A 20,895-nucleotide genomic window follows, 5' to 3' on the forward strand; every position below is an offset into this window, starting at 1 on the left:
GCATAATAACGACAATAAATGCAATATGAGACGCTATTGCGTTCGATGTGCGCGGTCACGGCCACGCTCAAGGCCCTGGAACGCGAGAACCGGGATTTGCCTCAAGCCAATAAGGTACTGAGCACGGCATCAGCGCATTCTGCCCAGGCGGGGTTCGACCGCCGACACGGGCCGGGAAGGAAGGTTCCGTCGTGGCGGGGCACAGGTGTTGCTACCCCTGTTACCAACGCGCCGAAGGCTGCCTGGGAGCGACCATTCCGGCTTCAGGTCGGTGCCGCTCAGATCAGCGGCGATCTGCGGGTCTCACTCCCGCTCCAGCGCGCCCGGAAGCATCGCGGATGGCTCAGTTCTTCTCGATCTCCGCGAGATAGGTCCGCACCGCGCGCTCGGGCCCATGCCAGGAGGCGCTGCCCTTGCCCTGCAGTTCAGGCGCGTCCTTCCAGCCCGGCTCGATCCCCCTCATGTCCGGCAACAGGTGGGCGATGCCCTTGTGGCAGTCGATGCAGGTCTTCTCGCCCGTCGTCAGGAAGCGCCCGTGAATCTCGGCTGCGCGGCGCGTCTGCTTGGTGAAGTCCATCGCCACGGAGGAGTGGCAGTTCCGGCATTCGAGCGAGTCGTTCGCCTTGAGCCGCGCCCATTCGTGCTTGGCGAGTTCCAGCCGCAGGTTGAGAAACTTCTCCCGCGTCGAGATCGTGCCGAAGATCTTGCCCCAGACCTCCTTGGAGGCCTGCATCTTGCGGGCGATCTTGTCGGTCCAGTTATGCGGCACATGGCAGTCCGGGCAGGTCGCGCGCACGCCCGAGCGATTCGAGAAATGCACCGTCGACTGCAGCTCCTGATAGACGTTGTCGCGCATCTCGTGACAGGAGGTGCAGAACTTCTCGGTGTTGGTGATCTCCAGCGCCGTGTTGAAGCCGCCCCAGAAGAGCACGCCGCCAACGAAGCCGCCGAGCGTCAGCACACCGAGCGGCAAATAGGTGCTGGGCCGGCTGATGATGCGCCAGAAGCGCACCACGATGTCCCAGCACCAGAGGACGAAGGATTTGAGGCTGGCCATGACGCGTTCCGCCTAAGGCTTCCGGCCAATGTCTTTGGCGTCCTGGAACCGATTCAGGACGAGCGGCGCGACATCTGTCTGCTGGACGTGGCAGGCCGTGCAGAAATAGCGTCGCGGCGTCACATCGGAGAGCACCTGCCCGTCACGGTCCTGGAAATGGGTGACGCTGATCATCGGCGCGCCCGAACCCTCGGTGAATTCGCGCTTGTGACAGTCCATGCAGCGGTTGGTGTTGAGCGTGAGCTGGTAGCCGTCGATGGAATGCGGGATCACCGGCGGCTGCTCCGGATAGTTCCGCATCCGCTTGACGTCGTCGACGATGGGCCGGCCGAGCGCAGGCACTTTGTCGAGCGCCATCGGATCGGCCGTCCCGGTCAGGCGCGGCACGATCTTCACCGGCGCCCCCTCCTGAGAGACGGCACCGAAGGCGAGGACGAGGCTGGCCGCCAGGGCCGCCCCGAGCAAGGTCCACGAGCGCATCAGCCCGAGACCGGAACGATCTTGACCGCGCATTTCTTGAAATCCGTCTGCTTGGAAATCGGATCGGTGGCGTCGAGCGTCGTCTTGTTGATGAGCTGGCTGGCGTCGAACCAGGGCACGAAGACCACGCCGGGCGGCATGCGGTTGCGGCCGCGCGTCTCGACGCGCGTGCGCATCTCGCCACGGCGCGAGATGATCGTGATCTCGGCGCCCTGGTTGAGTCCGCGCTTGCGCGCATCCTCGGGGTGCATGAAGCAGCGCGCGCCCGGGAAGGCCTTGTAGAGCTCCGGCACGCGCATGGTCATCGAGCCGGAATGCCAATGCTCCAGCACGCGGCCGGTGACGAGCCAGAGATCGTATTCGTTGTCGGGCGATTCCGCCGGCGGCTCGTAAGGCACCGCGATGATGCGGGCCTTGCCGTCCTTGTTGCCGTAGAACTCGACGCCCTTGCCGGGCTTGACGTAAGGGTCGAGCCCCTCGCGGTAGCGCCAGAGCGTCTCCTTGCCGTCCACGACAGGCCAGCGCAGGCCGCGCACCTCGTGATAGAGGTCATAAGGCCCGAGATCGTGGCCGTGGCCGCGGCCGAAGCCGGCATATTCCTCGAACAGCCCCTTCTGGACATAGAAGCCGAAATGCTTCGACTCGACATTGTCGTATTCGGGGCTGATCTCGCTCGCCGGGAAGCGGTCGACCTGCCCGTTGCGGAACAGCACGTCGAACAGCGTCTTGCCCTTGTAGTTCGGGTTGGCCTCGAGGGTCTCGGCCGGCCAGACCTCGTCGGTGGTGAAGCGCTTCGAGAACTCCATCATCTGCCAGAGATCGGAGCGGCCCTCGCCCGGCGCCTGGACGAGCTGGTGCCAGACATGGGTGCGTCGCTCGGCGTTGCCGTAGGCGCCCTCCTTCTCGACCCACATCGCGGCGGGCAGGATGAGGTCGGCGGCCAGCGCCGTCACCGTCGGATAGGCATCCGAAACGACGATGAAGTTCTCCGGGTTGCGATAGCCGAGATACGTCTCGTTGCTGCTGTTCGGCGCAGCCTGAAGATTGTTGTTGGTCTGCACCCAGTAGAAATTCAGCTTGCCGTCCTTGAGCATCCGGTCCTGCTCGACAGCGTGATATCCGGGCTTCTCCGGGATGATCCCGTGCGGAATGCGCCAGATCTCCTCGGCATGCTTGCGATGCTCGGGATTGACGACCGTCATGTCGGCCGGCAGGCGGTGGGCGAAGGTGCCGACCTCGCGCGCCGTGCCGCAGGCCGAAGGCTGGCCGGTGAGCGAGAACGGGCTGTTGCCGGGCTCCGAGATCTTGCCTGTCAGCAGATGCAGATTGTAGACGAGCTGGTTCGCCCAGACGCCGCGTACATGCTGGTTGAAGCCCATGGTCCAGAGCGAGACGACCTTGCGCTTCGGATCGGCATAAAGCTCCGCGAGCTGCTGCAGGAAGCCGGGCTCGACGCCGGTGAGGGCCGAGACCTTCTCCAGCGTGTAGTCCTTCACGAAGGCGGCATAGGCCTCGAAGTCGATCGGCGAGATCGCAGCCGGATCGGCGGCCTTCCTGGCCTTGATCTCGCGGGGATCGTCCGGCCGGAGACCGTAGCCGATCTCCGTCGCCCCCTTCACGAAGGTGGTGTGCTTGTCGACGAAGTCCTTGTTCACCCGTCCGGTCGAGATGATGTGGTTCGCGATGTAGTTCAGGATCGCGAGGTCGGTGCCCGGCTTGAACACGATCGGGATGTCGGCGAGTTCCGAGCTGCGGTGCGTGAAGGTCGAGAGCACCGCCACCTTGACGTGCGGCTGGCCGAGCCGCCGATCGGCGACCCGGGTCCACAGGATCGGGTGCATCTCCGCCATGTTCGAGCCCCAGAGCACGAAGGCGTCGGTGTTCTCGAAATCGTCGTAGCAGCCCATCGGCTCGTCCATGCCGAAGGTGCGCATGAAGGCGTAGGCGGCAGACGCCATGCAGTGGCGGGCGTTGGGGTCGAGATTGTTCGAGCGGAAGCCGGCCCGCATCAGCTTGGTCGCGGCATAGCCCTCGAAGATCGTCCACTGGCCGGAGCCGAACATGCCGAGCGCCGTCGGCCCCTTGGCCTTGAGCGTCGCCTTGGCCTTGGCGGCCATGGTGTCGAAGGCCTCGCTCCAGGAGACCGGCGTGAACTCGCCGTCCTTGGCGTAGACGCCGTTCTTCTTGCGCAGCAGGGGCTGGGTCAGCCGGTCGCTGCCATACATGATCTTGGAGAGGAAGTAGCCCTTGATGCAGTTGAGGCCGCGGTTGACGTCGGCCTTCATGTCGCCATGCGTGGCGATGACCTTGCCTTCCTTGACGCCGACCATCACGCCGCATCCGGTGCCGCAGAAGCGGCACGGCGCCTTCGACCATTTGATCTGCAGGCTGTCGACGCCGCCCGAAACCGGCTGGGCCTCGGCCGGGACGCTCATATTGGCGGCGAGCGCGGCGACACCGGCCGCCTGCGCCTTCAGCATCTCGCGACGAGACAGGGTCATGGTTCCACTCCAGGGTCGTCGAGGGTTGCGAGATCCTCGACCTGCTCGAACACCATGTTGGCCGAGAGCACGCCGTCCATCAGGCCGATGGCGGCCAGCCGATCGCCGATCTGGCCGGTGCTCGCGCCTTCCAGCACGATGACGATCTTGCCGTTCTCGACGCGATGCACCTCGGTCTCGGGCAGAGCGCGGATGCCGGCGAGCACGGCGTCGACATGCGCCGGCAGCGCCGAGACGACGGCGCTCGATATGTGATGGAAGCGCGGGCCCGGTCGATCAGCCATGGGCCACCTCCGGGATGCGGGGCGACACAGCGACGGCCTGTGCGGGGCAGGAGGCGATGCAGGCGCCACAGCCGCTGCAGCGGTCACTCGCCAGTTCGGGCAAGGCGGGCCCGCCGAGCCGATGGCGGAAGCGGATCGCGCTTTCCGGACAGGCATCGCCGCAGCTCTGGCAGACGATGCCGCGGCCGGCGAAGCATGCGGGGCCGATCACGGCGACATGCTCGAAGGCCGCGATGGCGCGGTCAAAGACCGGCTCCGGGCAGGCATCGGCACAGGCGCCGCAGAAGCTGCATTCGTTGGCGGAGAAATCGAGCGCGGGCCGGCCGGCCGCGTCGAGCGCGATGATGTGCTGCGGACAGGCGGGCACGCAGGCGCCGCAACCCGTGCAAGCCGCAGCGACCGATGCGGCGCGCGTCCAGGGCGGAGAAACGCTGTCGGAGGGCACATGGCGCCTGCCGGTCAGGAAGCCGCGGCGCGAGAGATCGACGGTGTTGCGATCCATGACCAGGCCCTCAATGCGGAGGGCCGGGAGGGCCGAGGATGATCTGGGACATCCAGACCAGGAAGCCGTAGCCGCCCACGATCCCGACCGCGACGATCGGCCAGATCAGCACTGCCAGCGTCAGGAAAGCCAAAAACTCGGCTCGCCTGGTCGGCTTTTCGGGAGCGGGTTCCGATCCGCTCCGGCCTACGGTCTCGGTCGCCATCTCCGGTCCCTTCGCGCGCGGGCGGTCACAAATCGCGCCGTCGCCAGATTAGAGATCGACTAAGGAGGATAAGGAGTCCTGCTGTATTGTCCAGCATCTCCACACTGAAATGCCGCTTTTCTAAGCACCGTTTGACATAGCGCAAATCTGGCACGCGACGGCTTGCAATTCGTGACGCCGCCGCAGAAAAAGCTAGGTCAGGTCGCGAGCGTGCGCGGAGCGCCGGTGTCCCGTAGGCCTGCTCGACATCAGCAGAAAAGCCGTGGCGTTCAACCCGGAGACGTCAGGCCTGCTCGCCGACCAAAGGCACGAACGAGACGGCCCCGAGATCCGTCGTCAGAGAGTCGGCCGCCCCGCATCGCGTGATCTTGAGCAGCCTCTGATGCCCATCGTGGCGGCCAACGGGAATGATCAGCCTCCCACCTGAGACAAGCTGCTCCTTCAGCGCCTCAGGCACCTTTGGCGCGCCTGCCGAAACCAGGATCACATCGAAGGGCGCCGCCTCCGGCCAACCGCGCGTGCCGTCGCCGCAGCGCAGTTCGATGTTGTCGCAGCCGAGGCGCTTCAGGCGGCGCCGCGCCTCCTCCGCAAGCGAGCGGTGGCGCTCGATGGCGAAGACGCGGGCGACGAGCCGGCCGAGCACGGCGGCGGCATAGCCGGAGCCGGCGCCGACCTCCAGCGCGACGTCGCCGACCTTCGTCTCGGCGGCCTCCATCATCAGGGCGACGACATAGGGCTGCGAGATAGTCTGGCCCTCGCCGATGGTCAGAGGAGCGTCCTCGAAGGCCAACTCCTCATAGCCCTCGGCGACGAAGGCCTCGCGCGGCACCTGCCGCATGGCGTCGAGGAGGCGCGGATCGCGCACGCCGCGGCCGGCGATCTGCGTCTCGACCATATGCGCACGAGCCCGCTCGAAATCGGCCTTTCCCAGCGCCATCGCTCCACCCCGCACGACGCCCCCGGCCCTGGCTGCGCGAGGATAACGCACAGTGAAGGCTGTTCCGCGGCGAGCGCCCGCCGGAACTTTCAGGGCCCGTCAGCCGTATATCTGCCGAGTTGGAGCCCTCGTCGATGATTTTTCCCGGTCTGCGCATCACGATTTCAGCCCTTCTGGCCATGTCCGCGACCCTCGCGCCGCTTCCGGCGTTCGCGCTTTCGGGCGCGGAGATCGACAGCGCTCGCTTCGAGGCGAACAAGCCTCGCAAGGACAAGGGCATCGATCCCTTCATCGTGAAGGCGCAGGTTCTTCTCAGCCGGCGCAGCATTTCGCCCGGCGTCATCGACGGACGTGACGGCGACAATTTCCGCAAGGCGATCGCCCAGTTCCGCCGGCAGGAGCAGCTCGGCGAGGGCGACCAGATCGACCAGCAGACGTGGCAGCGCCTTGGCGGCGAGGATGCACAGAGCATCGTCATCGAGTACCGGGTCTCGAAGAAGGATGCGGCCTACGACTTCGCCGAACGCATCCCGAAGGACTATGCGAAGCAGGCGAAGATGAAGCGCCTATCCTATACCAGCCCGGCGGAAATGTTCGGGGAGCGCTTCCACATGAGCGAGGAATTGCTCAAGGCGCTGAACCCGGACGGGCGCTTCGACGAGGCCGATGCCGCGATCTCCGTCGTCTCGGCGCAACGCTCGCCGGAGAAGGGCAGCGCCCGGCGCATCGACGTCGTCAAGAGCACCGGCATGGCGGTCGTCTTCGGCGAGAACGACGCCATCCTCGCCAGCTACCCCGCGACGATCGGCAGCGAGGACATGCCCTCGCTCTCGGGCGAGCACAAGGTCGCGCGGATCGCCCGGAATCCGGACTATACATACAACCCCGAGGAGAATTTCCAGCAGGGCCAGAACACCGAGATCATGCGCCTGCCGCCGGGACCGAACGGCCCGGTGGGCACGGTCTGGATTGCGCTGTCTCAGCCCACCTTCGGCATCCACGGGACGCCCGAGCCTTCGAAGGTCAGCAAGACGAGCTCGCATGGCTGCGTGCGGCTGACCAACTGGGATGCCGAGGAACTGGCCGAGCTGCTGCGTCCGGGCGTGCCCGTGCGGTTCCTGGATTGACGCCATGGCCGCCCGTTTCCGTGAGCGTGGATTCGTCGTGAGGGCCCTGCTGTCGGGACTGCTCGCGCTGACGTTCGTGCCGGCTGTCCTGGCCGCTGCACCGCGTGAGCGGCAAGGCCAGCCTGCCTCCAGCAACGCGCCGAAACCGACGACCGTCGCCGCGCCTCTGCCGCCGCCCCGCCCCGCTGCTTTGCCCACGCCTGCCAAAGCTGCCGAGCCCGCCAGTGTCGAAACGCCGGCTGAGCCTGAGCGCCCCGCCGGCCCGCCGATCTGCTATGCAGTGTTCGCCGAGCGCGGCGGCGAGGCCCTGCCCACTCCCGCGACCGAGACGCAGCGGCCCGAATGCGCCATCGAGGACCCGGTCACCTTCCGCGAGGTGAACCTGCCGGATGGCGGCAAGGTGACGCTGGATAGCGCCATCACCGTGCGATGCAGCTTCGCGGTCGAGCTCGCCGCCTGGATACGCGACGATCTCTCTGCCCTGGCGCAGAAGGAGAACACCCGGCTGGCAAAGCTCACCGGCGTGGGCGGCCATGCCTGCCGGCCCCGCAACGGGGTGGCGGGCGCCCCGATCAGCGAGCATGCGAGCGGCAACGCGCTGGACCTCTTCGGCCTCGCCTTCCAGGACGGCCGCAGCGTTTCGCTCGCCGGCAAGGAGCCGGAGCTCAAGCCGCTGCGTGAGGCCATCCAGCGAAGCGTCTGCGGGCGGTTCACGACCGTGCTCGGCCCCGGCGCGGACGCCTCGCACAAGGACCATCTGCATTTCGACTTGAAAGAACGCGCGCGCGGCCTGCGCATGTGCCAGTGGGCGGTCGAGTAGATCGGCTCGGCGAAGCAGCGAGCCGGGCTCGCCGCGTCAGGACGCTTTGCGCCCGTAAGCGTGATGGACGATCCGGTTGAAGGATCGGTAGAGCTGTTCCAGCCGGTTGAAGTCCCCGCCATCCTGGGTGATCGGTCCGGCGCTGTCGGCAATGGCGACGAGCTGGAGGGCGATGTCGTCGCGCGGCGCGGTTTCCGACAACTCGCCCGAGGCCATGGCCTGGCCGATGCCGTTCTTGACGAGGCTGTCCAGCGTCGTGCCGAAATCGATCAGGGCCTGCTGCGCGCGCGGGCCGATCATATCCCGCTCCATGCGCATCCGGCCGATCAGCGACCAGGGATGGGCCGTCTTTCCCGTCGGGTTGTAAGTCAGGTAGCGCTGACGGTTGGACTCCATCATCCCGTCGATCTTCCGGGTCAGCGTCCGGTCGCTCAGCCAGTTCTCCGACCAGTTCTCGAGCGTCCTGTCGACATATTCGACGATGACCTCCTCGCAGAGGTTGAGCTTGTTGCCGTAGTGATGGTGGATGTTGGCGCGGGTCGTATCGAGCATCTCGGCGATGTCGCGAAAGCGCAGGCCCTGATAGCCATGACGGAGAAGCAGGACCACGGTCACACGCCTGATCTCGTCCTTCATGCCGCCCCCCTCATGACGCTCCTCCGCCCCGTCCCGCCGCGGGTCCGGGCGGGAACGGCTGGGAAGCGGACAGGATCAGTCGTTCCAGAGGCCGCCCGTAACGCTGATCGTCTCGCCGGTGATGTATGACGCCTCGTCCGAGGCCAGGAAGGCGACGGCCTTCGCGATATCCTCGGGGAAGCCGGGCCGGCGCAGCGGGATATCCCTGGCGCGGTCAAAGGCACTCGGCAGTCCCTCGGCCTTGCGCTTGATCTCGGATTCATCGCGCATCTTGGTGTCGACGATCAGGCCGGGGCCGACCGCGTTCACGCGCACGCCATGCTCTCCGACCTCGGTGGCGAGCGACTGGGTGATGCCGATGATCGCGAATTTTGACGCACAATAGGCGCTGTAGGCCGCGACGCCCGACTTGCCCATCCAGGAGGCGATGTTGACGATCGCTCCCTTGCGGCGCTCGACCATCTGCGGTGCGACAGCGCGCGTCATGTAGAACAGCCCGTCGACATTGACCGCGAAATGCGAGCGCCAGTCGGCCTCGCTGGCCTCCAGAAGCTTGCCCACCTTCAGGACACCGGCATTGTTGACGAGGATGTCGATGGGGCCGAGCGCAGCGGTGAGCTTGGCCACGGCCGCCTCGACATCGGACCGCGAGGAGACATTGCCCGCCGCCGCGACAACCTTGCCGCCGCTCTCACGCAGGCCGGCCGCCGTCTTCTCCGCGGCCTCGCCGTCAAGGTCGAGGATGCCGACCTCGCAGCCTTCCGCCAGCAACCGCGCCGCGATACCCTTGCCGATGCCATAGGCAGCGCCGGTGACGATCGCCCTGCGTCCTTCAAGTCCGTACATCACGATCAAGCCTTCTTCTTCAATTTGCGGTCGCCGCGCGCGGTCCAGCCACCATCTACCACCATGACCGTGCCGGTGCAGAAGGAAGCATCGTCGCTGGCGAGCCAGAGCATCGCCTGCGCGATCTCGACCGGCTGGCCGAGGCGTTCCATCGCCTGCCGTTCTTCAAGGCCACGGCGCAGGTCCGCGCCGTCCGGCCCGCTCAGGATCTTCTTGAAATAGGGCGACTCGATCGTGCCGGGCGCGACCGCGTTGATGCGGATGCCATCCTCGACATGGTCGATCGCCATGGCCCGCGTCAGCGCTGCGACGGCGCCCTTCGAGGCGACATAGGCCGCGCGGTCGTGGATGCCGACATTCGCCGCTGCCGAAGCCGTCGAGACGATCGCGCCGCCGCCTTGCTTCGCCATGACCGGAATGACGTGCTTGCAGCCGAGATAGACGCCCTTGACGTTGACCGCCATCAGCGCTTCCCAATCCGCCTCGGAGGTGGTGACGACCGTGCCGGCGATGCCATAGCCGGCATTGTTGACGAGGATGTCGATGCGGCCATGCGCAGCGGCGACCTTGTCGACCATCGCCTTCACCTCGGCCTCCTTCGAGACATCGACGCCGACAGGCTCGGCTTTGCCGCCGGCGGCCACGATCTCCTGCGCCACGCTTTCGGCGGCCGGGAGGTTGCGATCGGCGACGATCACGGTCGCGCCCTCCCTGGCGAAGAGCTTGCAGGCCTCATGCCCGATGCCGGAGCCGCCCCCGGTGATGATCGCGATGCGTCCTGCGAGCTTCATCTGTTCGCGCTCCACTCAATCGGCCGAAGCTGTGCGCAGCGATGCCCTCACAGCATCACCACCGGCGAGAAATGCTGGTCGATGGCAGCGAGCAGCGAACGACCGACGATCCAGGACGATTTCGGATTGGTCGGGGACGGGCGGTTGGCGATCGTCATCTGCATGGTGCCGAACTCGCTGCGAACCCTCACCACATGAGTGTTGCCCTTGGCCTCAGGATCACAGACGACGCTGACGCGGGTGGCCTCGAAACCGGGTCCGGCCAGCGCCAGGGCAGCGGCGACGTTGAGGTTCTGCGGATAGTCCGCCGCCGCCTGTCGCGCCGTGCCCTCGAACAGCGTCACCGGAGCCGCGATGGCCTGCGGATCGTGGCCGAGCGCCTCCAGCTCCTTCGCCCAGGCGGCCGGCGGCTTGCGCGATTCATAGGTCAATTCCAGCTCGCGCGCGGGCCGGACCGCCCGCACATAATCGAGCGCTCCGAGCGCGCCCGAGGCGAGCAGCAGCCGCCCGCCATGAGACTTCGCCGCCTCGACCAGTCGCTCCTTCAGCGCGTCGTCATGCAGCGCACCGATGGAGGAGACCAGCACGGGCAGGCCCAGCACCAGCGCGTCCGGAACCTGCTCGCGAACCGCGCCGTGGCCGGCAGCCTCAACGACGAGATCGGGGGTGAACGCAGCAAGCTCCGCGGCGCTTTCGACGACAGCCACGCCGGAGGGAACGCGGTCACGGGAAGCGGAGCCCTTCCGCAACCAGACGGCAACCCGGTACTCGGGTTCGGACGCGGCGAGCAGGCTCTCGACCAGCTCGCCGGCAATCGCGCCGAAACCAATGACGGCAACACGCCGCGACTTCATAGCCCGGCGATCCATTCCGCCACCTTGGCCGTGAAGGCATCGGGGCGAGAGGCCGGGAAGAAATGGCCGCCGGTATCGAGCAGGACGGTGCGCGCGCCGGGCAGCGCCTGCGCGAGCTCTTCCTGCAGGAAGGCGGGGACGATCATGTCGTCGCGGGCACCAAGCACGAGGATCGGCAGATCAAGCGAAGCGGCCTCGGCGCTGCCATCGAAGGACAACAGCGCATCGATGCGCTCGCGCACCACCTGCCGCGCCTCCGGCGTGAGCGGAGCGTTCGCCATTCCTGTCTCGTAGACCTGCCAGTTCGCCTCCAGCCAAGCAGGCGGATAAGCGAGCAGCGAAGCCGTGGCGGCGTAGGCCTGCGGCGCGATGTCGAGGATGTCGCGCCGCGTGCCGAACAACCCGCTCATATAGCGGCTGGGCTTCAACCAGGTCGCGCTGAGGATCATGCCGGAGAGCCGCTCCGGCGCGATGCGCGCCAGCGCCTGGCCGATGCAGCCGCCCGTCGAATGCCCCAGCAGCACGCAGCTTTCGACGCCCGCGGCGTCCAGCACCTCAAGGCAATCGCGGGCGAGCTGGTCGATCGTGCAGGGCGCCGTGCCGCGGCTCGAAGCGCCGATGCCGCGCTGGTCGAAGCGCAGGATGCGGAACTGGCCACTCAACGTAGCCGCAGTGCCCTTCCAGAAGCCGCCCGTTCCACCGAGCCCGCTGACCAGCAGCAGGGTCGTCGGCCCCTCACCTTGCGACCATGCCTGAAGGACGGCGCCGTCCGGCGTCGTGGCGGTGAAGCTCTGTTCTGCGGGCCGGTCTGTCATCACTGCATCGGAGAGTATGCGACGGGCGTCAGGATGCGCGAGTTCTGCGTGTCGATCAGGCCGTCGACACGCTTCAGATAGTCCTGCCAGCGCGGGTCGGCGAGCATCTTCCGGCGGCGCGCCATGCGGTCGTCGAGGCTCTCATAGCTCCACAAGGCGACGACATGGTTGAGCTCGCCGATCTCGGTGGTGAAATAAGCATGGAACGTGCCGAGATGCTCCTTCTGGAGCGGCAGGCCGTATTCCCCGTAAAGCCGGACGAACTCTGGCAGCTTGCCGGCCTTGATGCGGTAATCGCGTTCTTCGTAGATCATCGCCGCTCACCTCTTCCGATCGCAGTTCATACCAAACCAGCACGGGATGTCGCTGCCGGCAAAATGACAGTCGAACTGCATGGAAGACATAGTTACTGACATGTAAGTCAGTACGCCCTCCCTTTGACCCATGTCAACGCGCAGGGCGGCCTGCGCCGAATGCGATATCAGGGCTCTTTCTCGGGCCTGCCGGATATGCAAGCTGAAACGACCGAACGGGCTTCCGTCGGTCGCTCGCTCAATTTCGAGGGTATGGTCATGAAGCCAATGGATCACGAAACGCAGCCGCTCGAGAAATGGCGCGACGGCGTGATGACGCGGATGCTGTATTCGTCCCTCGTCAAGTCGATGCAGCTCTGCATCTTCGAGCAGTTCTGCGAGCCGGGCCTCGGCGCCCCGATCCATCTCCATGCCGTCGAAGAGGTTCTCGAGGTGATCGAGGGCGAAGCGGAGATCTATCTGAGGGGCGAAGCCGCACTCGTCAGGCCGGGCCAGTCGGTGCTGGTTCCGGCCGGCGCAAAGCACGGCTTCAAGAATGTCGGCACCGGCATCCTGCGAGTCCGCGCGACGCTCGCGGCACCGATCTTCGAGGCGAGCTACGAAGACCGCAACGAGCTCTCGCGCCGCTACGTGCCCTGAGGGGGCATCCGAGCGATCGGGACCGGCATTGCGAGCGCAGCGAAGCAATCCGGGGGCGGCAGCGCTCTACATCCCTCTGGATTGCTTCGTCGCTGTCGCTCCTCGCAATGACGACCTGGACCGAAGGGGCGAGCCCTACAGCAGCTTCGCGCCGAAATTCGTCGCCGGGTCCATGTCGGCGACGAGGCGGCCCGTTGGCTCGGCAGCCCAGCCGCCCTTGCGGCCGAGCCAGCGGCCCGAGCCGGGCGAGGCCTTCACCGCACCGTCCGCCACGATCTCTTCACCGCGCCGGATCACGCGCTCCGGCCAGCCGGTCACGCTGCGGCCGGCAAAGGGGGTAAAGCCGGTCAGGTCATGCATCGCCTCGTCCGTGATCGTCACCGTCTTCTGCGGGTCCCAGATCGCGATGTCGGCGTCATAGCCCGGCAGCAGCGCGCCCTTGTTCGGCAGGTTGTAGAGCGAGGCCGGCGCCGTCGCGGTCAGCTCGACGAAGGCCTCCAGCCCGCGGCCCGCGAATTCCGGCCGCCCCTTCGAGACGAGCGCATCGAAGAGCAGTGGCAAGCGCACCTCCAGTCCCGGCAAGCCGTTGGCGATCTGCTTGAAGTTCGGGTTCGGCCCGGCCGAGAGCTTGCCGGTCTCGTCGAAGCGATAGGGGGCGTGGTCAGAGGAGACGGTCTGGATGTCGCCCAGCGCCAGCGCCTGCCAGAGCGCGTCCTGATCGGCCGCCTCGCGCGGCGGCGGGGAGCACATCCATTTCGCGCCTTCAAGCCCCGGCTTGTCGAGGTCCTGCTTCGTCAGGAAGAGGTATTGCGGGCAGGTTTCGGCGAAGACCTTCAAGCCGCGCCCGCGCGCCTGCCGGATGACCGCCGCGCCCTCCGCCGTCGAGACATGGAAGATCATGATCGGCTGGTCGAGAAGTTCGGCCGCCGTGATCAGCCGGTTGAACGCCTCGGGCTCCGAGCCGCGCGGATGGCTGATCGCGTGGTATTTCGGCGCGACATAGCCCTTCTCGACGAGCTTTTTGCCCATCCAGGCGATCATGCCGTGGTTCTCGGCGTGGACGCAAACCAGCGCGCGGTTCTTCCGCGCCGTCAGCAACAGGTCGAGCAGCGGCTCGTCGTCGATCTTGATGAGATCGTAGGTCATGAAGATCTTGATCGAGGCATGCCCCTCCCCGATCAGCGCCGGCAGGTCCGTCTGGATGGTTTTGGCATCCGGATTGGCGACGATGAGGTGGAAGGCGTAGTCGATCAACGCGCCGCGCTTCGCCAGCGCCGCGTAGTCGTCGACGACCTTGCGTAGATCGCTGCCGCGATGCTGCGCGGCGAAGGAGATCAGCGTCGTGTTGCCGCCGAAGGCGGCGGAGGTGGTGGCGCTCTCGAAGGTGTCGGCGTTGAGCAGCCCGCCGGCCGAGACCTGCTCGACATGGGCGTGGGTGTCGATGCCACCGGGCAGTACCAGCTTGCCGGTCGCGTCGATCTCGCGCGCGCCGGCCGGGAGCCCCTGCCCCACCGCGGCGATCCTGCCGTCCTTCACCGCGACATTGGCGGCAAAGCTGCCGGTGGCGCTGCCGACCGTGCCGCCGCGGATGACCAGATCGTAGCTCGTCGTCATGTCGTTCGCCTTTTTGCCGTCGGAACACAGTCTTGGAGCCCTCATCCTGAGGAGCGCTTCGCTGAAGCGCGTCTCGATGATGCTTCAGGTGGTTCCGGAGCCTCCTGAAGCATCCTTCGAGACGCCGCTTCGCGGCTCCTCAGGATGAGGGTTGAGGGTATCTCAGCGGACCATGACGGTGCCGATCGCCATGGCGACGGCGGCCTGGGTCGGGTCGATCACCGGGATGCCAAGCGCCTGCTCCAGCGGGCGGCGATGGCGGGCCATGCCGGCGCAGCCCATGACGATGGCGCCGGCGCCGTCCATCTCCTTGAGCTCCGTGCCGATCGCGATCATGCGCGCGAGCGTGCCCTCTCCCGAGGCGCTCTCGGCGACCGACATCTCCAGCGGCCGCTCGCCGGCGAGACGGTCCATCAGCCCCATCTGGCGCAGATAGCGGATATGGCGCGGGATCGAGCGGGACTTGATGGCGATGACGCCGAAGCGGTCCGCCCGCGTCAGCGCGGTCAGCACACCGCATTCGGCGATGCCGAAGACCGGGCTCGCCGTGCCCTCGCGCGCCACATGCAGCCCGGGATCGGAATAGCAGGCGATGACGAAGGCATCGACGTCGTTCGCCGCCTCGACCTTGCGCCGCAGCGGCAGCGAGACGCTCTCGACATGCTCCTGCGTCTCGATCCCGAGGGGGCCTTCTGCCAACGTCTCGCAGACGATCTCCGGCCCCTCAGTGTAAGTCAGCGGCAGCACGGCCTGACGCAGCCCCTCCGTGACGACCTCGTTGGAATTCGGGTTGATGACGAGGATGCGGGCGCGGCGGGTCATGGGTTCAATCCTTCGGGCGGGGCGGAGCGGGCCACAGGTCAGGCGACCTCGGCGACGACCCAGTCTGCAAGCACCGTGCAAGCATCCAGAAAATCGCCGATCTCCATAGCCTCCATCGGATTATGGCTGCCATGCTCGTTGCGCACGAAGAGCATGGCGATCGGCACGTCGGCCGCAGCGAAGGCGGCGGAATCGTGCGAGGCCGGGCTGCCCAGCGGCATGGTGCCGATGCCGAGCCGGGCGGCGGCAGCCTCCAGCCCAGCGACGATGGCCGGATCGACGGGCCCGACCGCGGCGCTGGCGCGCTTGCCGAGTTCGAAGCGCACGCGGCGGCGCGCCTCGATCTCCGGGATCGCGGCCAGCATCCGCTTCTCGACCCGTTCCAGCACCGCCGGATCATAGGCGCGCACATCGAGGCTGAAGGCGAAGGCTCCGGGCACCGTCGTCAGGCCATGAACCGCCGAGTCCGTGTGGAAGCGACCGAGCGTCACGGCCATGGGGAAACCAGCCGCCTCCTCCTCTTCCCAGATCCGGTCGAGCAGCATGGCGAATTCGGCGCCCGCCATGGCCGCGTCGCGGCGGAAGCGGCGCGGCGTGCCGACATGGTCATGCCGGCCGACGATATGGGCGTCCGGGTAGCGGAAATTGCCGGGGACGCCTGTGCAGATCGCAACCGGCAAAGCCGATTCCACGAGGCTCGGCGCCTGCTCGATATGGACTTCCAGGAAGGCGCGGATGGAGGCCGGGTCGAGATGCCGTTCGCCGCGGCGGATGGCCTCGGGATCGCCGCCGCAGGCGGCGATGCTCGAACCCAGCACGCGGCCGTCATCGATGCGCTTCGCTTCGAGCGCCCCCTCCGGCAGCGTGCCGAGCGCGGAGCGGCTGCCGATATAGGAGACCGCGAACCAGACGCTCTCCTCGGCGCGCACGGCCATGGTGGCGATGTCGCAGCGCGGCGCGATGCCCAGCGCACGCAGCACCTCGATGACGACGAGGCCGGCGACCACCCCCGCCGCGCCGTCGAAATTTCCGCCATGCGGGACGCTGTCGAGATGGGAGCCCATCAGGATGCGGGGCGCGGTGCGGTCCCGCCCCGGGAGGGTGGCGTAGCTGTTGGCGGCGAAGTCCTGCGTGACATCGAGCGCGCGCGCCCTGGCATGCTCCACGAAGAGCCGGTGCGCGAAATTCTCACCATCGCCATAGGTGTCGCGGTTGATGCCGGGATGGCCCTGGCTGCCGGCGGCGAGGCTCCCGAACAGCTCCTCGACCCAGCCGCGCTGGGCCGTAACGGCGGCGCGGATCGCATCGGGAGCGAAGGTCGTCGTAGTCATGTTGGTCAGGCCCAGCGAAGGTCGGCGACGACGACTCGTCGACGGAGCGGCCGAACCAGTCAAGGGGCTCCGTGCAAAGCTCCTACGCTATCCGTAGGAGCGTATCAGGCCGCTGATCAGCAGGTTCCAGCCGTCGATCAGGACGAAGAAGATCACCTTGAACGGCAGGGAGATCACCGTCGGCGGCAACATCATCATGCCCATCGACATCACGATGGTGGCGACGATCATGTCGATCACCAGGAAGGGCAGCACGATCAGGAAGCCGATCTCGAAGGCGCGGCGCAGCTCCGAGATCATGAAGGACGGGATCAGGATGCGCAGGTCGACGGTCTGGCTGGTCGGGTCGGTCGGGCGGATGCTCGGCGGGGCGACGTCGGCGAAGAGACGCAGATCCGCCGGACGCGTCTGCGCCAGCATGAACTCGCGGAAAGGCGCCGTGATCTGGGTATAGGCCTCTCCCTCATTGATCCGGTTCTCGACCAGCGGCAGCACGCCGTTCTGCCAGGCCCGGTCGAAGGTCGGCGCCATGACGAAGAAGGTCATGAACAACGCGAGGCTGATCAGGATCAGGTTCGCCGGCGTGCCCTGCAGGCCGAGGCCGGAACGCAGGAAGGACAGCGCGATCACGAAGCGGCTGAAGCTCGTGACCATCATCAGGATGCCCGGCGCCACCGAGAGCACCGTGAGCATCGCGACGATCTGGACGATGCGCCCGGAGGCCGAGGCGCCGCCCTGCGGCAGCAGGCCGTCGAGGCTGAGCGACTGCGCAGCCGCGCCGGCCGTGCCGGCCAGCAGGATGGCGATGACGCCGGCAAATCTGATCACTGAACCACCAGGGTTTCGATGACGATGTCGCGCACGAGGCCCTTGGAACGGATCGCGACGCGCTCGGTCAGGTCTTCGCGCAGGTTCTTGAGGCCGGCCGCGCCCTGCATCTGCGCGGCCGTGACGCTGCGCAGGAAGGCGAGGATATCCTCGCCGATCGCGCCGGCCAGCGGATCGGCGGACTCGGCGGCCTTCTGCTCCATCACCAGCGAGGCCTCGATCCGGACCCAGGTGTTGGGCGGCGCGGCGAGGTTGGTCACGATCGGCGCGAGCTTCTTGAGCACATAGGTGCCGGTCATCGCCGGGTTGACCGCGACATGGGGCGTGCTCTCCTCCATGCGCTGCTTCACCGTGTCCTCGACAGTGCCGACGACGCGCATGCCCCAGAGCGTGCCAGCCCCGGCCGCGAGCGCCGTCAGCAGGACCACCGGGACGGCGGTCGTCAGCACGGCTGCAGCGCGGCCGGCAGCCTTCTTCCTCTCAGGCGATTTGGCTGGAAGCTTGGCCATCAGAAGGGGGTGATCCGATCATAGAGCTGCTGACCCCAGGCCGGCTGCTGCACTTCCATGGCGCGACCGCGGCCGCCATAGGAGATGCGCGCCTCGGCGATCTTGTCGTAGGCGACAGTGTTGCTGCCGGTGATGTCCCCCGGGCGCACGATGCCGGCGACGTTGAGCACGCGCATGTCGTAGTTGACGCGCATCTCCTGCGAGCCGCTGATCAGCAGGTTGCCGTTGGGCAGGATCTGCGTGACGACCGCTGCGACCGAGACATCGATCTCCTCCGAGCGATCGGTCTGGCCCTTGCCGCGCGAGGAGCTGTCCGACCTGGCATCGGCGCTGAGGCTGCCGTCGCCGGACGAACCGTTGAAGGCGGCGGCGAGGTCGAGCCCGAACTTCGTGGAGGAGTTGCGCGAGCGATCGGTCTTGTTGTCGAGCTTCGCCTTGTCCTTGAACAAGACCTTGACCGTCACGACGTCGCCGACCTTCATCGCGCGGGCGTCACGGAACAGGCTTTCGCTGGTGTTGCGGCTGTAGATCGAGTTGAAGGCGACATCGACCGGGCGGCCGGTGGCCTGCGCATGCGGGATGGCGTCATGGGCGACGGAAAGGCCGCTGCCGACGCGCGACATCACCGGCTCGCGATTGAATTCGGCGATGTCCTGCGCGCAGCCGCCAAGGGCGACGGCGCAAGCCGCAAGAATGATGGCCTTCATCGGCTCTGCGCTCCATTCGTCTGGGTTCTACGGGAGGTCGGGTTGCGGCCGCCCATCGCCTCTGCGAGCTGGGCGGCGCGGGAGGCCTCCATCTCGTTGAGGACGGCGCTGGCGGCGCGCGCAGGAAGCTTGCCGAGCACGGAGACGGCCATGGCCGGGTCCATCGCGGCGAGCTGGAGGGCGGCGGCATCGGGGCGCATCCGCGAGAAGATATCGGTCATGCGGGCCTCGACCTGCTTCGCATCGGCGTCGCGGCGGTCGTTCAGGGCCTGCAGCTCGGCCTTGCGGGCATCGAGCTTCTTCAGCGTGTCGGAGAGCTTGGCCTCCAGCACCCTGAGCTGCTCGGACTGCCAGGCGAAGCGCGCCTCCGCAGCGGGATCGCGGATGCTGGCGCAGAAATTGGCGGCGTCCGAAGTCGACGTCGCCACGGCTGCCGGCGTCGTCCTCAGCGCATCCCTGGGCGTCTGCGCCCAGGCGCCGAGCGGCACCAGGATGAACGCCGCGAACGCGGCATGTCGCAGGGTTCCGACCGGGAGCTTGCTATCCGCCATATCCACAATCCGTTGCATCGTCTTGGGCCAGTCCTAGCAGCGGACGCTTTCGCGAGGCTGACCCCAAAATGAGAGCGCCGGCCTTGCGGCCGGCGCTCCTCCTGCGCGGGGCAGGGTCTATCCTGGCTACTGGACGACGAGGTCGGCCTGGAGGGCGCCCGCCGTCTTGATCGCCTGCAGGATCGCGATGATGCCGGAGGGCTTGAGGCCGATCTGGTTGAGGCCCCGGACCAGTGTGTGCAGGTTGGCGCCGTTGATGATCGCGAGATGGCCGTTGGGCTGGGTCACATCGACCTGGGTGCGGGGCACGACCACCGTTTCGCCGTTGCTGAACATCTCCGGCTGGGAGACCTGCGGCGCCTCGGTGACGCGCACTGTCAGATTGCCGTGGGTCACGGCGACGGTCGAGATCTTGACGTCGCGGCCGATCACCACCGTGCCGGTGCGCTCGTCGACCACGACGCGGGCCGGGGCATCGGGCTCGACCTCCAGCCGCTCGATATCGGCGATGAAACGCGAGGTCGAGACGCTGACGGGGCGCGTCAGGCTGATCGTGCGGTTGTCCATCGCATAGGCAACCGTCGTCTTGTACTGCCTGCGGCTATAGGCATTGATCGCGGCTGCCATGCGCTCAGCCGTGGCGAAATCGGGATTGCGCAGTTCCAGCGAAAGCACATGCAGGTTGGCGAGCGGGTCCGGGAGCTGACGCTCGATCATCGCGCCGCCGGGAATGCGGGCGGCGGTCGTGACGCCCTGGGTCACGCGCTCGGCCTCGCCGCGGACATCGAAACCCGAGACGTTGAGCCGGCCCTGCGCCAGCGCATAGGTCTGGCCGTCCGTGCCGAGGAGCTGGGTCACGACCAGCGTGCCGCCCTGCAGCGAGGTCGCATCGCCCATCGAGGCGACGTTGACGTCGATCCGGCTGCCGCGACCGGCGAAGGGCGGCAGGTCGGCGGTGACGATCACGGCCGCGACGTTGCGGGTGCGCAGCGCCTGGTTGCGGACGTTGACGCCGAGTCGATCGAGCATCGACTGCATGGCCTGGCCGGTGAAAGGCGAGTTGCGCACGCTGTCGCCGGTGCCCTGCAGGCCGATGACGAGCCCGTAGCCCACGAGCTGGTTGTCGCGGATGCCCTGCAGCCCCGCGATGTCCTTGATCCGGACCGAGGCCGATGCCGGCACGACGCTCTGGAAGACCAGAACGAGCGCGCAGCAGAGCGCGGCGATGCGCGAGCGAAAGGTCATCACTGGGCTCCGACGCGAATGGTGCCGTCCGCCTGCACCACGCCGACGACGATGAGGCCGCTATCGGGGTTGCGGGCCTTGACCATCTCATTGACCGCGGCCGAGGCCATCGGCTCGACGATGCCGGTGATGACGAGGTCCTTCTCGCGGAACACGACCTGGGCCGGCACACCGCGGCGCACCAGCTTGGGGTCGTCGACGGCGTTGCTGGGGATAGGCTGGCCCGGCAGCAGCGTGCGCCGCACCGCCTTGCCAACGACGGCGAGGCGATTGTCGATCGAGACCAGCGAGGCGCGCGAATTGATGCGGAACATCCGGTCGACGAGCTGGCCGTCGCTGACGACGTCGCCCGGATAGAGCGTGACCAGCGGCACCGGCAGCATCACGTCTTCGGCCGCGGCGCTGAGCGGCGCGGCCGCGCCGAGGAGAGTCGCGGCCAGCAGAGCATATCGCAGCAGGGCAGAGGTCATCGCAGCGCTC

The 20,895-nt window shown here is 67.1% G+C and carries 25 protein-coding genes; 3 read left to right on the forward strand and 22 right to left on the reverse strand.

The window, feature by feature from the left end:
* Positions 1–343 precede the first annotated feature (343 nt).
* From BoBH3_RS08015 to BoBH3_RS08045, 7 genes are all read right to left on the reverse strand, one after another.
* A complete protein-coding gene (locus BoBH3_RS08015) occupies positions 344–1,057 on the reverse strand; it encodes a cytochrome c3 family protein (protein ID WP_262330238.1) in 714 nt (237 codons plus the stop codon).
* Between the two features lie 12 nt (positions 1,058–1,069).
* Positions 1,070–1,570, reverse strand: coding sequence for a nitrate reductase cytochrome c-type subunit (locus BoBH3_RS08020; protein ID WP_262330239.1), 501 nt, complete (start codon positions 1,568–1,570; stop codon positions 1,070–1,072).
* Positions 1,537–4,038 carry a periplasmic nitrate reductase subunit alpha gene (gene napA, locus BoBH3_RS08025; RefSeq protein WP_262330240.1) on the reverse strand — a complete coding sequence of 834 codons (2,502 nt, stop codon included), beginning with the start codon at positions 4,036–4,038 and terminating at the stop codon, positions 1,537–1,539. The genes BoBH3_RS08020 and napA overlap by 34 nt, the downstream gene beginning before the upstream one ends.
* Positions 4,035–4,322: a chaperone NapD gene (locus tag BoBH3_RS08030; RefSeq protein WP_262330241.1), complete on the reverse strand. Its 288-nt coding sequence runs from the start codon at positions 4,320–4,322 to the stop codon at positions 4,035–4,037. Before BoBH3_RS08030 ends, napA begins: the two co-directional genes overlap by 4 nt.
* Positions 4,315–4,824, reverse strand: coding sequence for a ferredoxin-type protein NapF (napF, locus tag BoBH3_RS08035; RefSeq protein ID WP_262330242.1), 510 nt, complete (start codon positions 4,822–4,824; stop codon positions 4,315–4,317). Before napF ends, BoBH3_RS08030 begins: the two co-directional genes overlap by 8 nt.
* Positions 4,825–4,834: 10 nt before the next feature.
* Positions 4,835–5,029, reverse strand: coding sequence for a periplasmic nitrate reductase, NapE protein (napE, locus tag BoBH3_RS08040; RefSeq protein WP_262330243.1), 195 nt, complete (start codon positions 5,027–5,029; stop codon positions 4,835–4,837).
* A gap of 283 nt (positions 5,030–5,312) precedes the next feature.
* Positions 5,313–5,966, reverse strand: a complete 654-nt coding sequence (locus tag BoBH3_RS08045) for a protein-L-isoaspartate(D-aspartate) O-methyltransferase (protein ID WP_262330244.1) — start codon at positions 5,964–5,966, stop codon at positions 5,313–5,315.
* A gap of 134 nt (positions 5,967–6,100) precedes the next feature.
* On the opposite strand from BoBH3_RS08045, the gene BoBH3_RS08050 reads away from it, so the two are divergent.
* Complete coding sequence (locus BoBH3_RS08050; protein ID WP_262330245.1) at positions 6,101–7,093, forward strand: L,D-transpeptidase family protein; 993 nt, start codon at positions 6,101–6,103, stop codon at positions 7,091–7,093.
* Between the two features lie 4 nt (positions 7,094–7,097).
* Positions 7,098–7,913 carry an extensin-like domain-containing protein gene (locus BoBH3_RS08055; protein WP_262330246.1) on the forward strand — a complete coding sequence of 272 codons (816 nt, stop codon included), beginning with the start codon at positions 7,098–7,100 and terminating at the stop codon, positions 7,911–7,913.
* Positions 7,914–7,949: 36 nt separating this feature from the next.
* Here BoBH3_RS08055 and BoBH3_RS08060 read toward each other — a convergent pair whose 3' ends face one another.
* From BoBH3_RS08060 to BoBH3_RS08085, 6 genes are all read right to left on the reverse strand, one after another.
* A complete protein-coding gene (locus tag BoBH3_RS08060; RefSeq protein ID WP_262330247.1) occupies positions 7,950–8,549 on the reverse strand; it encodes a TetR/AcrR family transcriptional regulator in 600 nt (199 codons plus the stop codon).
* A gap of 75 nt (positions 8,550–8,624) precedes the next feature.
* The gene (locus BoBH3_RS08065; RefSeq protein WP_262330248.1) at positions 8,625–9,395 is read right to left on the reverse strand and encodes an SDR family NAD(P)-dependent oxidoreductase; all 771 of its coding nucleotides are present in this window, start codon (positions 9,393–9,395) and stop codon (positions 8,625–8,627) included.
* Positions 9,396–9,400: 5 nt separating this feature from the next.
* Positions 9,401–10,186: an SDR family oxidoreductase gene (locus BoBH3_RS08070; RefSeq protein WP_262330249.1), complete on the reverse strand. Its 786-nt coding sequence runs from the start codon at positions 10,184–10,186 to the stop codon at positions 9,401–9,403.
* Positions 10,187–10,233: 47 nt separating this feature from the next.
* Positions 10,234–11,040 (reverse strand): aspartate dehydrogenase, encoded by an 807-nt coding sequence (locus BoBH3_RS08075; protein ID WP_262330250.1) that lies wholly within the window; start codon positions 11,038–11,040, stop codon positions 10,234–10,236.
* Positions 11,037–11,855 (reverse strand): alpha/beta fold hydrolase, encoded by an 819-nt coding sequence (locus BoBH3_RS08080; protein WP_262330251.1) that lies wholly within the window; start codon positions 11,853–11,855, stop codon positions 11,037–11,039. The genes BoBH3_RS08075 and BoBH3_RS08080 overlap by 4 nt, the downstream gene beginning before the upstream one ends.
* Positions 11,855–12,169, reverse strand: coding sequence for an NIPSNAP family protein (locus tag BoBH3_RS08085; protein ID WP_262330252.1), 315 nt, complete (start codon positions 12,167–12,169; stop codon positions 11,855–11,857). The genes BoBH3_RS08080 and BoBH3_RS08085 overlap by 1 nt, the downstream gene beginning before the upstream one ends.
* Before the next feature lie 258 nt (positions 12,170–12,427).
* On the opposite strand from BoBH3_RS08085, the gene BoBH3_RS08090 reads away from it, so the two are divergent.
* Positions 12,428–12,808: a cupin domain-containing protein gene (locus BoBH3_RS08090; protein ID WP_262330253.1), complete on the forward strand. Its 381-nt coding sequence runs from the start codon at positions 12,428–12,430 to the stop codon at positions 12,806–12,808.
* A 135-nt stretch (positions 12,809–12,943) separates the two neighbouring features.
* Here BoBH3_RS08090 and hydA read toward each other — a convergent pair whose 3' ends face one another.
* From hydA to flgA, 9 genes are all read right to left on the reverse strand, one after another.
* Positions 12,944–14,422 carry a dihydropyrimidinase gene (hydA, locus tag BoBH3_RS08095; protein WP_262330254.1) on the reverse strand — a complete coding sequence of 493 codons (1,479 nt, stop codon included), beginning with the start codon at positions 14,420–14,422 and terminating at the stop codon, positions 12,944–12,946.
* Positions 14,423–14,584: 162 nt separating this feature from the next.
* Complete coding sequence (locus tag BoBH3_RS08100; RefSeq protein ID WP_262330255.1) at positions 14,585–15,244, reverse strand: aspartate/glutamate racemase family protein; 660 nt, start codon at positions 15,242–15,244, stop codon at positions 14,585–14,587.
* Positions 15,245–15,282: 38 nt separating this feature from the next.
* Positions 15,283–16,575: a Zn-dependent hydrolase gene (locus tag BoBH3_RS08105; protein WP_262330256.1), complete on the reverse strand. Its 1,293-nt coding sequence runs from the start codon at positions 16,573–16,575 to the stop codon at positions 15,283–15,285.
* 87 nt (positions 16,576–16,662) lie between these two features.
* Positions 16,663–17,403: a flagellar type III secretion system pore protein FliP gene (gene fliP, locus BoBH3_RS08110; protein ID WP_262330257.1), complete on the reverse strand. Its 741-nt coding sequence runs from the start codon at positions 17,401–17,403 to the stop codon at positions 16,663–16,665.
* Positions 17,400–17,912 (reverse strand): flagellar basal body-associated FliL family protein, encoded by a 513-nt coding sequence (locus tag BoBH3_RS08115; protein ID WP_262330258.1) that lies wholly within the window; start codon positions 17,910–17,912, stop codon positions 17,400–17,402. Before BoBH3_RS08115 ends, fliP begins: the two co-directional genes overlap by 4 nt.
* On the reverse strand, positions 17,912–18,619 hold the full coding sequence (flgH, locus tag BoBH3_RS08120; protein WP_262330259.1) for a flagellar basal body L-ring protein FlgH: 708 nt from the start codon (positions 18,617–18,619) through the stop codon (positions 17,912–17,914). The genes BoBH3_RS08115 and flgH overlap by 1 nt, the downstream gene beginning before the upstream one ends.
* Positions 18,616–19,170: a MotE family protein gene (locus tag BoBH3_RS08125; protein WP_262330260.1), complete on the reverse strand. Its 555-nt coding sequence runs from the start codon at positions 19,168–19,170 to the stop codon at positions 18,616–18,618. Before BoBH3_RS08125 ends, flgH begins: the two co-directional genes overlap by 4 nt.
* A gap of 126 nt (positions 19,171–19,296) precedes the next feature.
* Positions 19,297–20,415 (reverse strand): flagellar basal body P-ring protein FlgI, encoded by a 1,119-nt coding sequence (flgI, locus tag BoBH3_RS08130; RefSeq protein WP_262330261.1) that lies wholly within the window; start codon positions 20,413–20,415, stop codon positions 19,297–19,299.
* Positions 20,415–20,885 (reverse strand): flagellar basal body P-ring formation chaperone FlgA, encoded by a 471-nt coding sequence (gene flgA, locus BoBH3_RS08135; protein ID WP_262330262.1) that lies wholly within the window; start codon positions 20,883–20,885, stop codon positions 20,415–20,417. Before flgA ends, flgI begins: the two co-directional genes overlap by 1 nt.
* Positions 20,886–20,895 lie beyond the last annotated feature (10 nt).

The sequence above is a fragment of the Allobosea sp. BH3 genome, from assembly GCF_025499465.1.
Classification (GTDB): Bacteria; Pseudomonadota; Alphaproteobacteria; order Rhizobiales; family Beijerinckiaceae; genus Allobosea.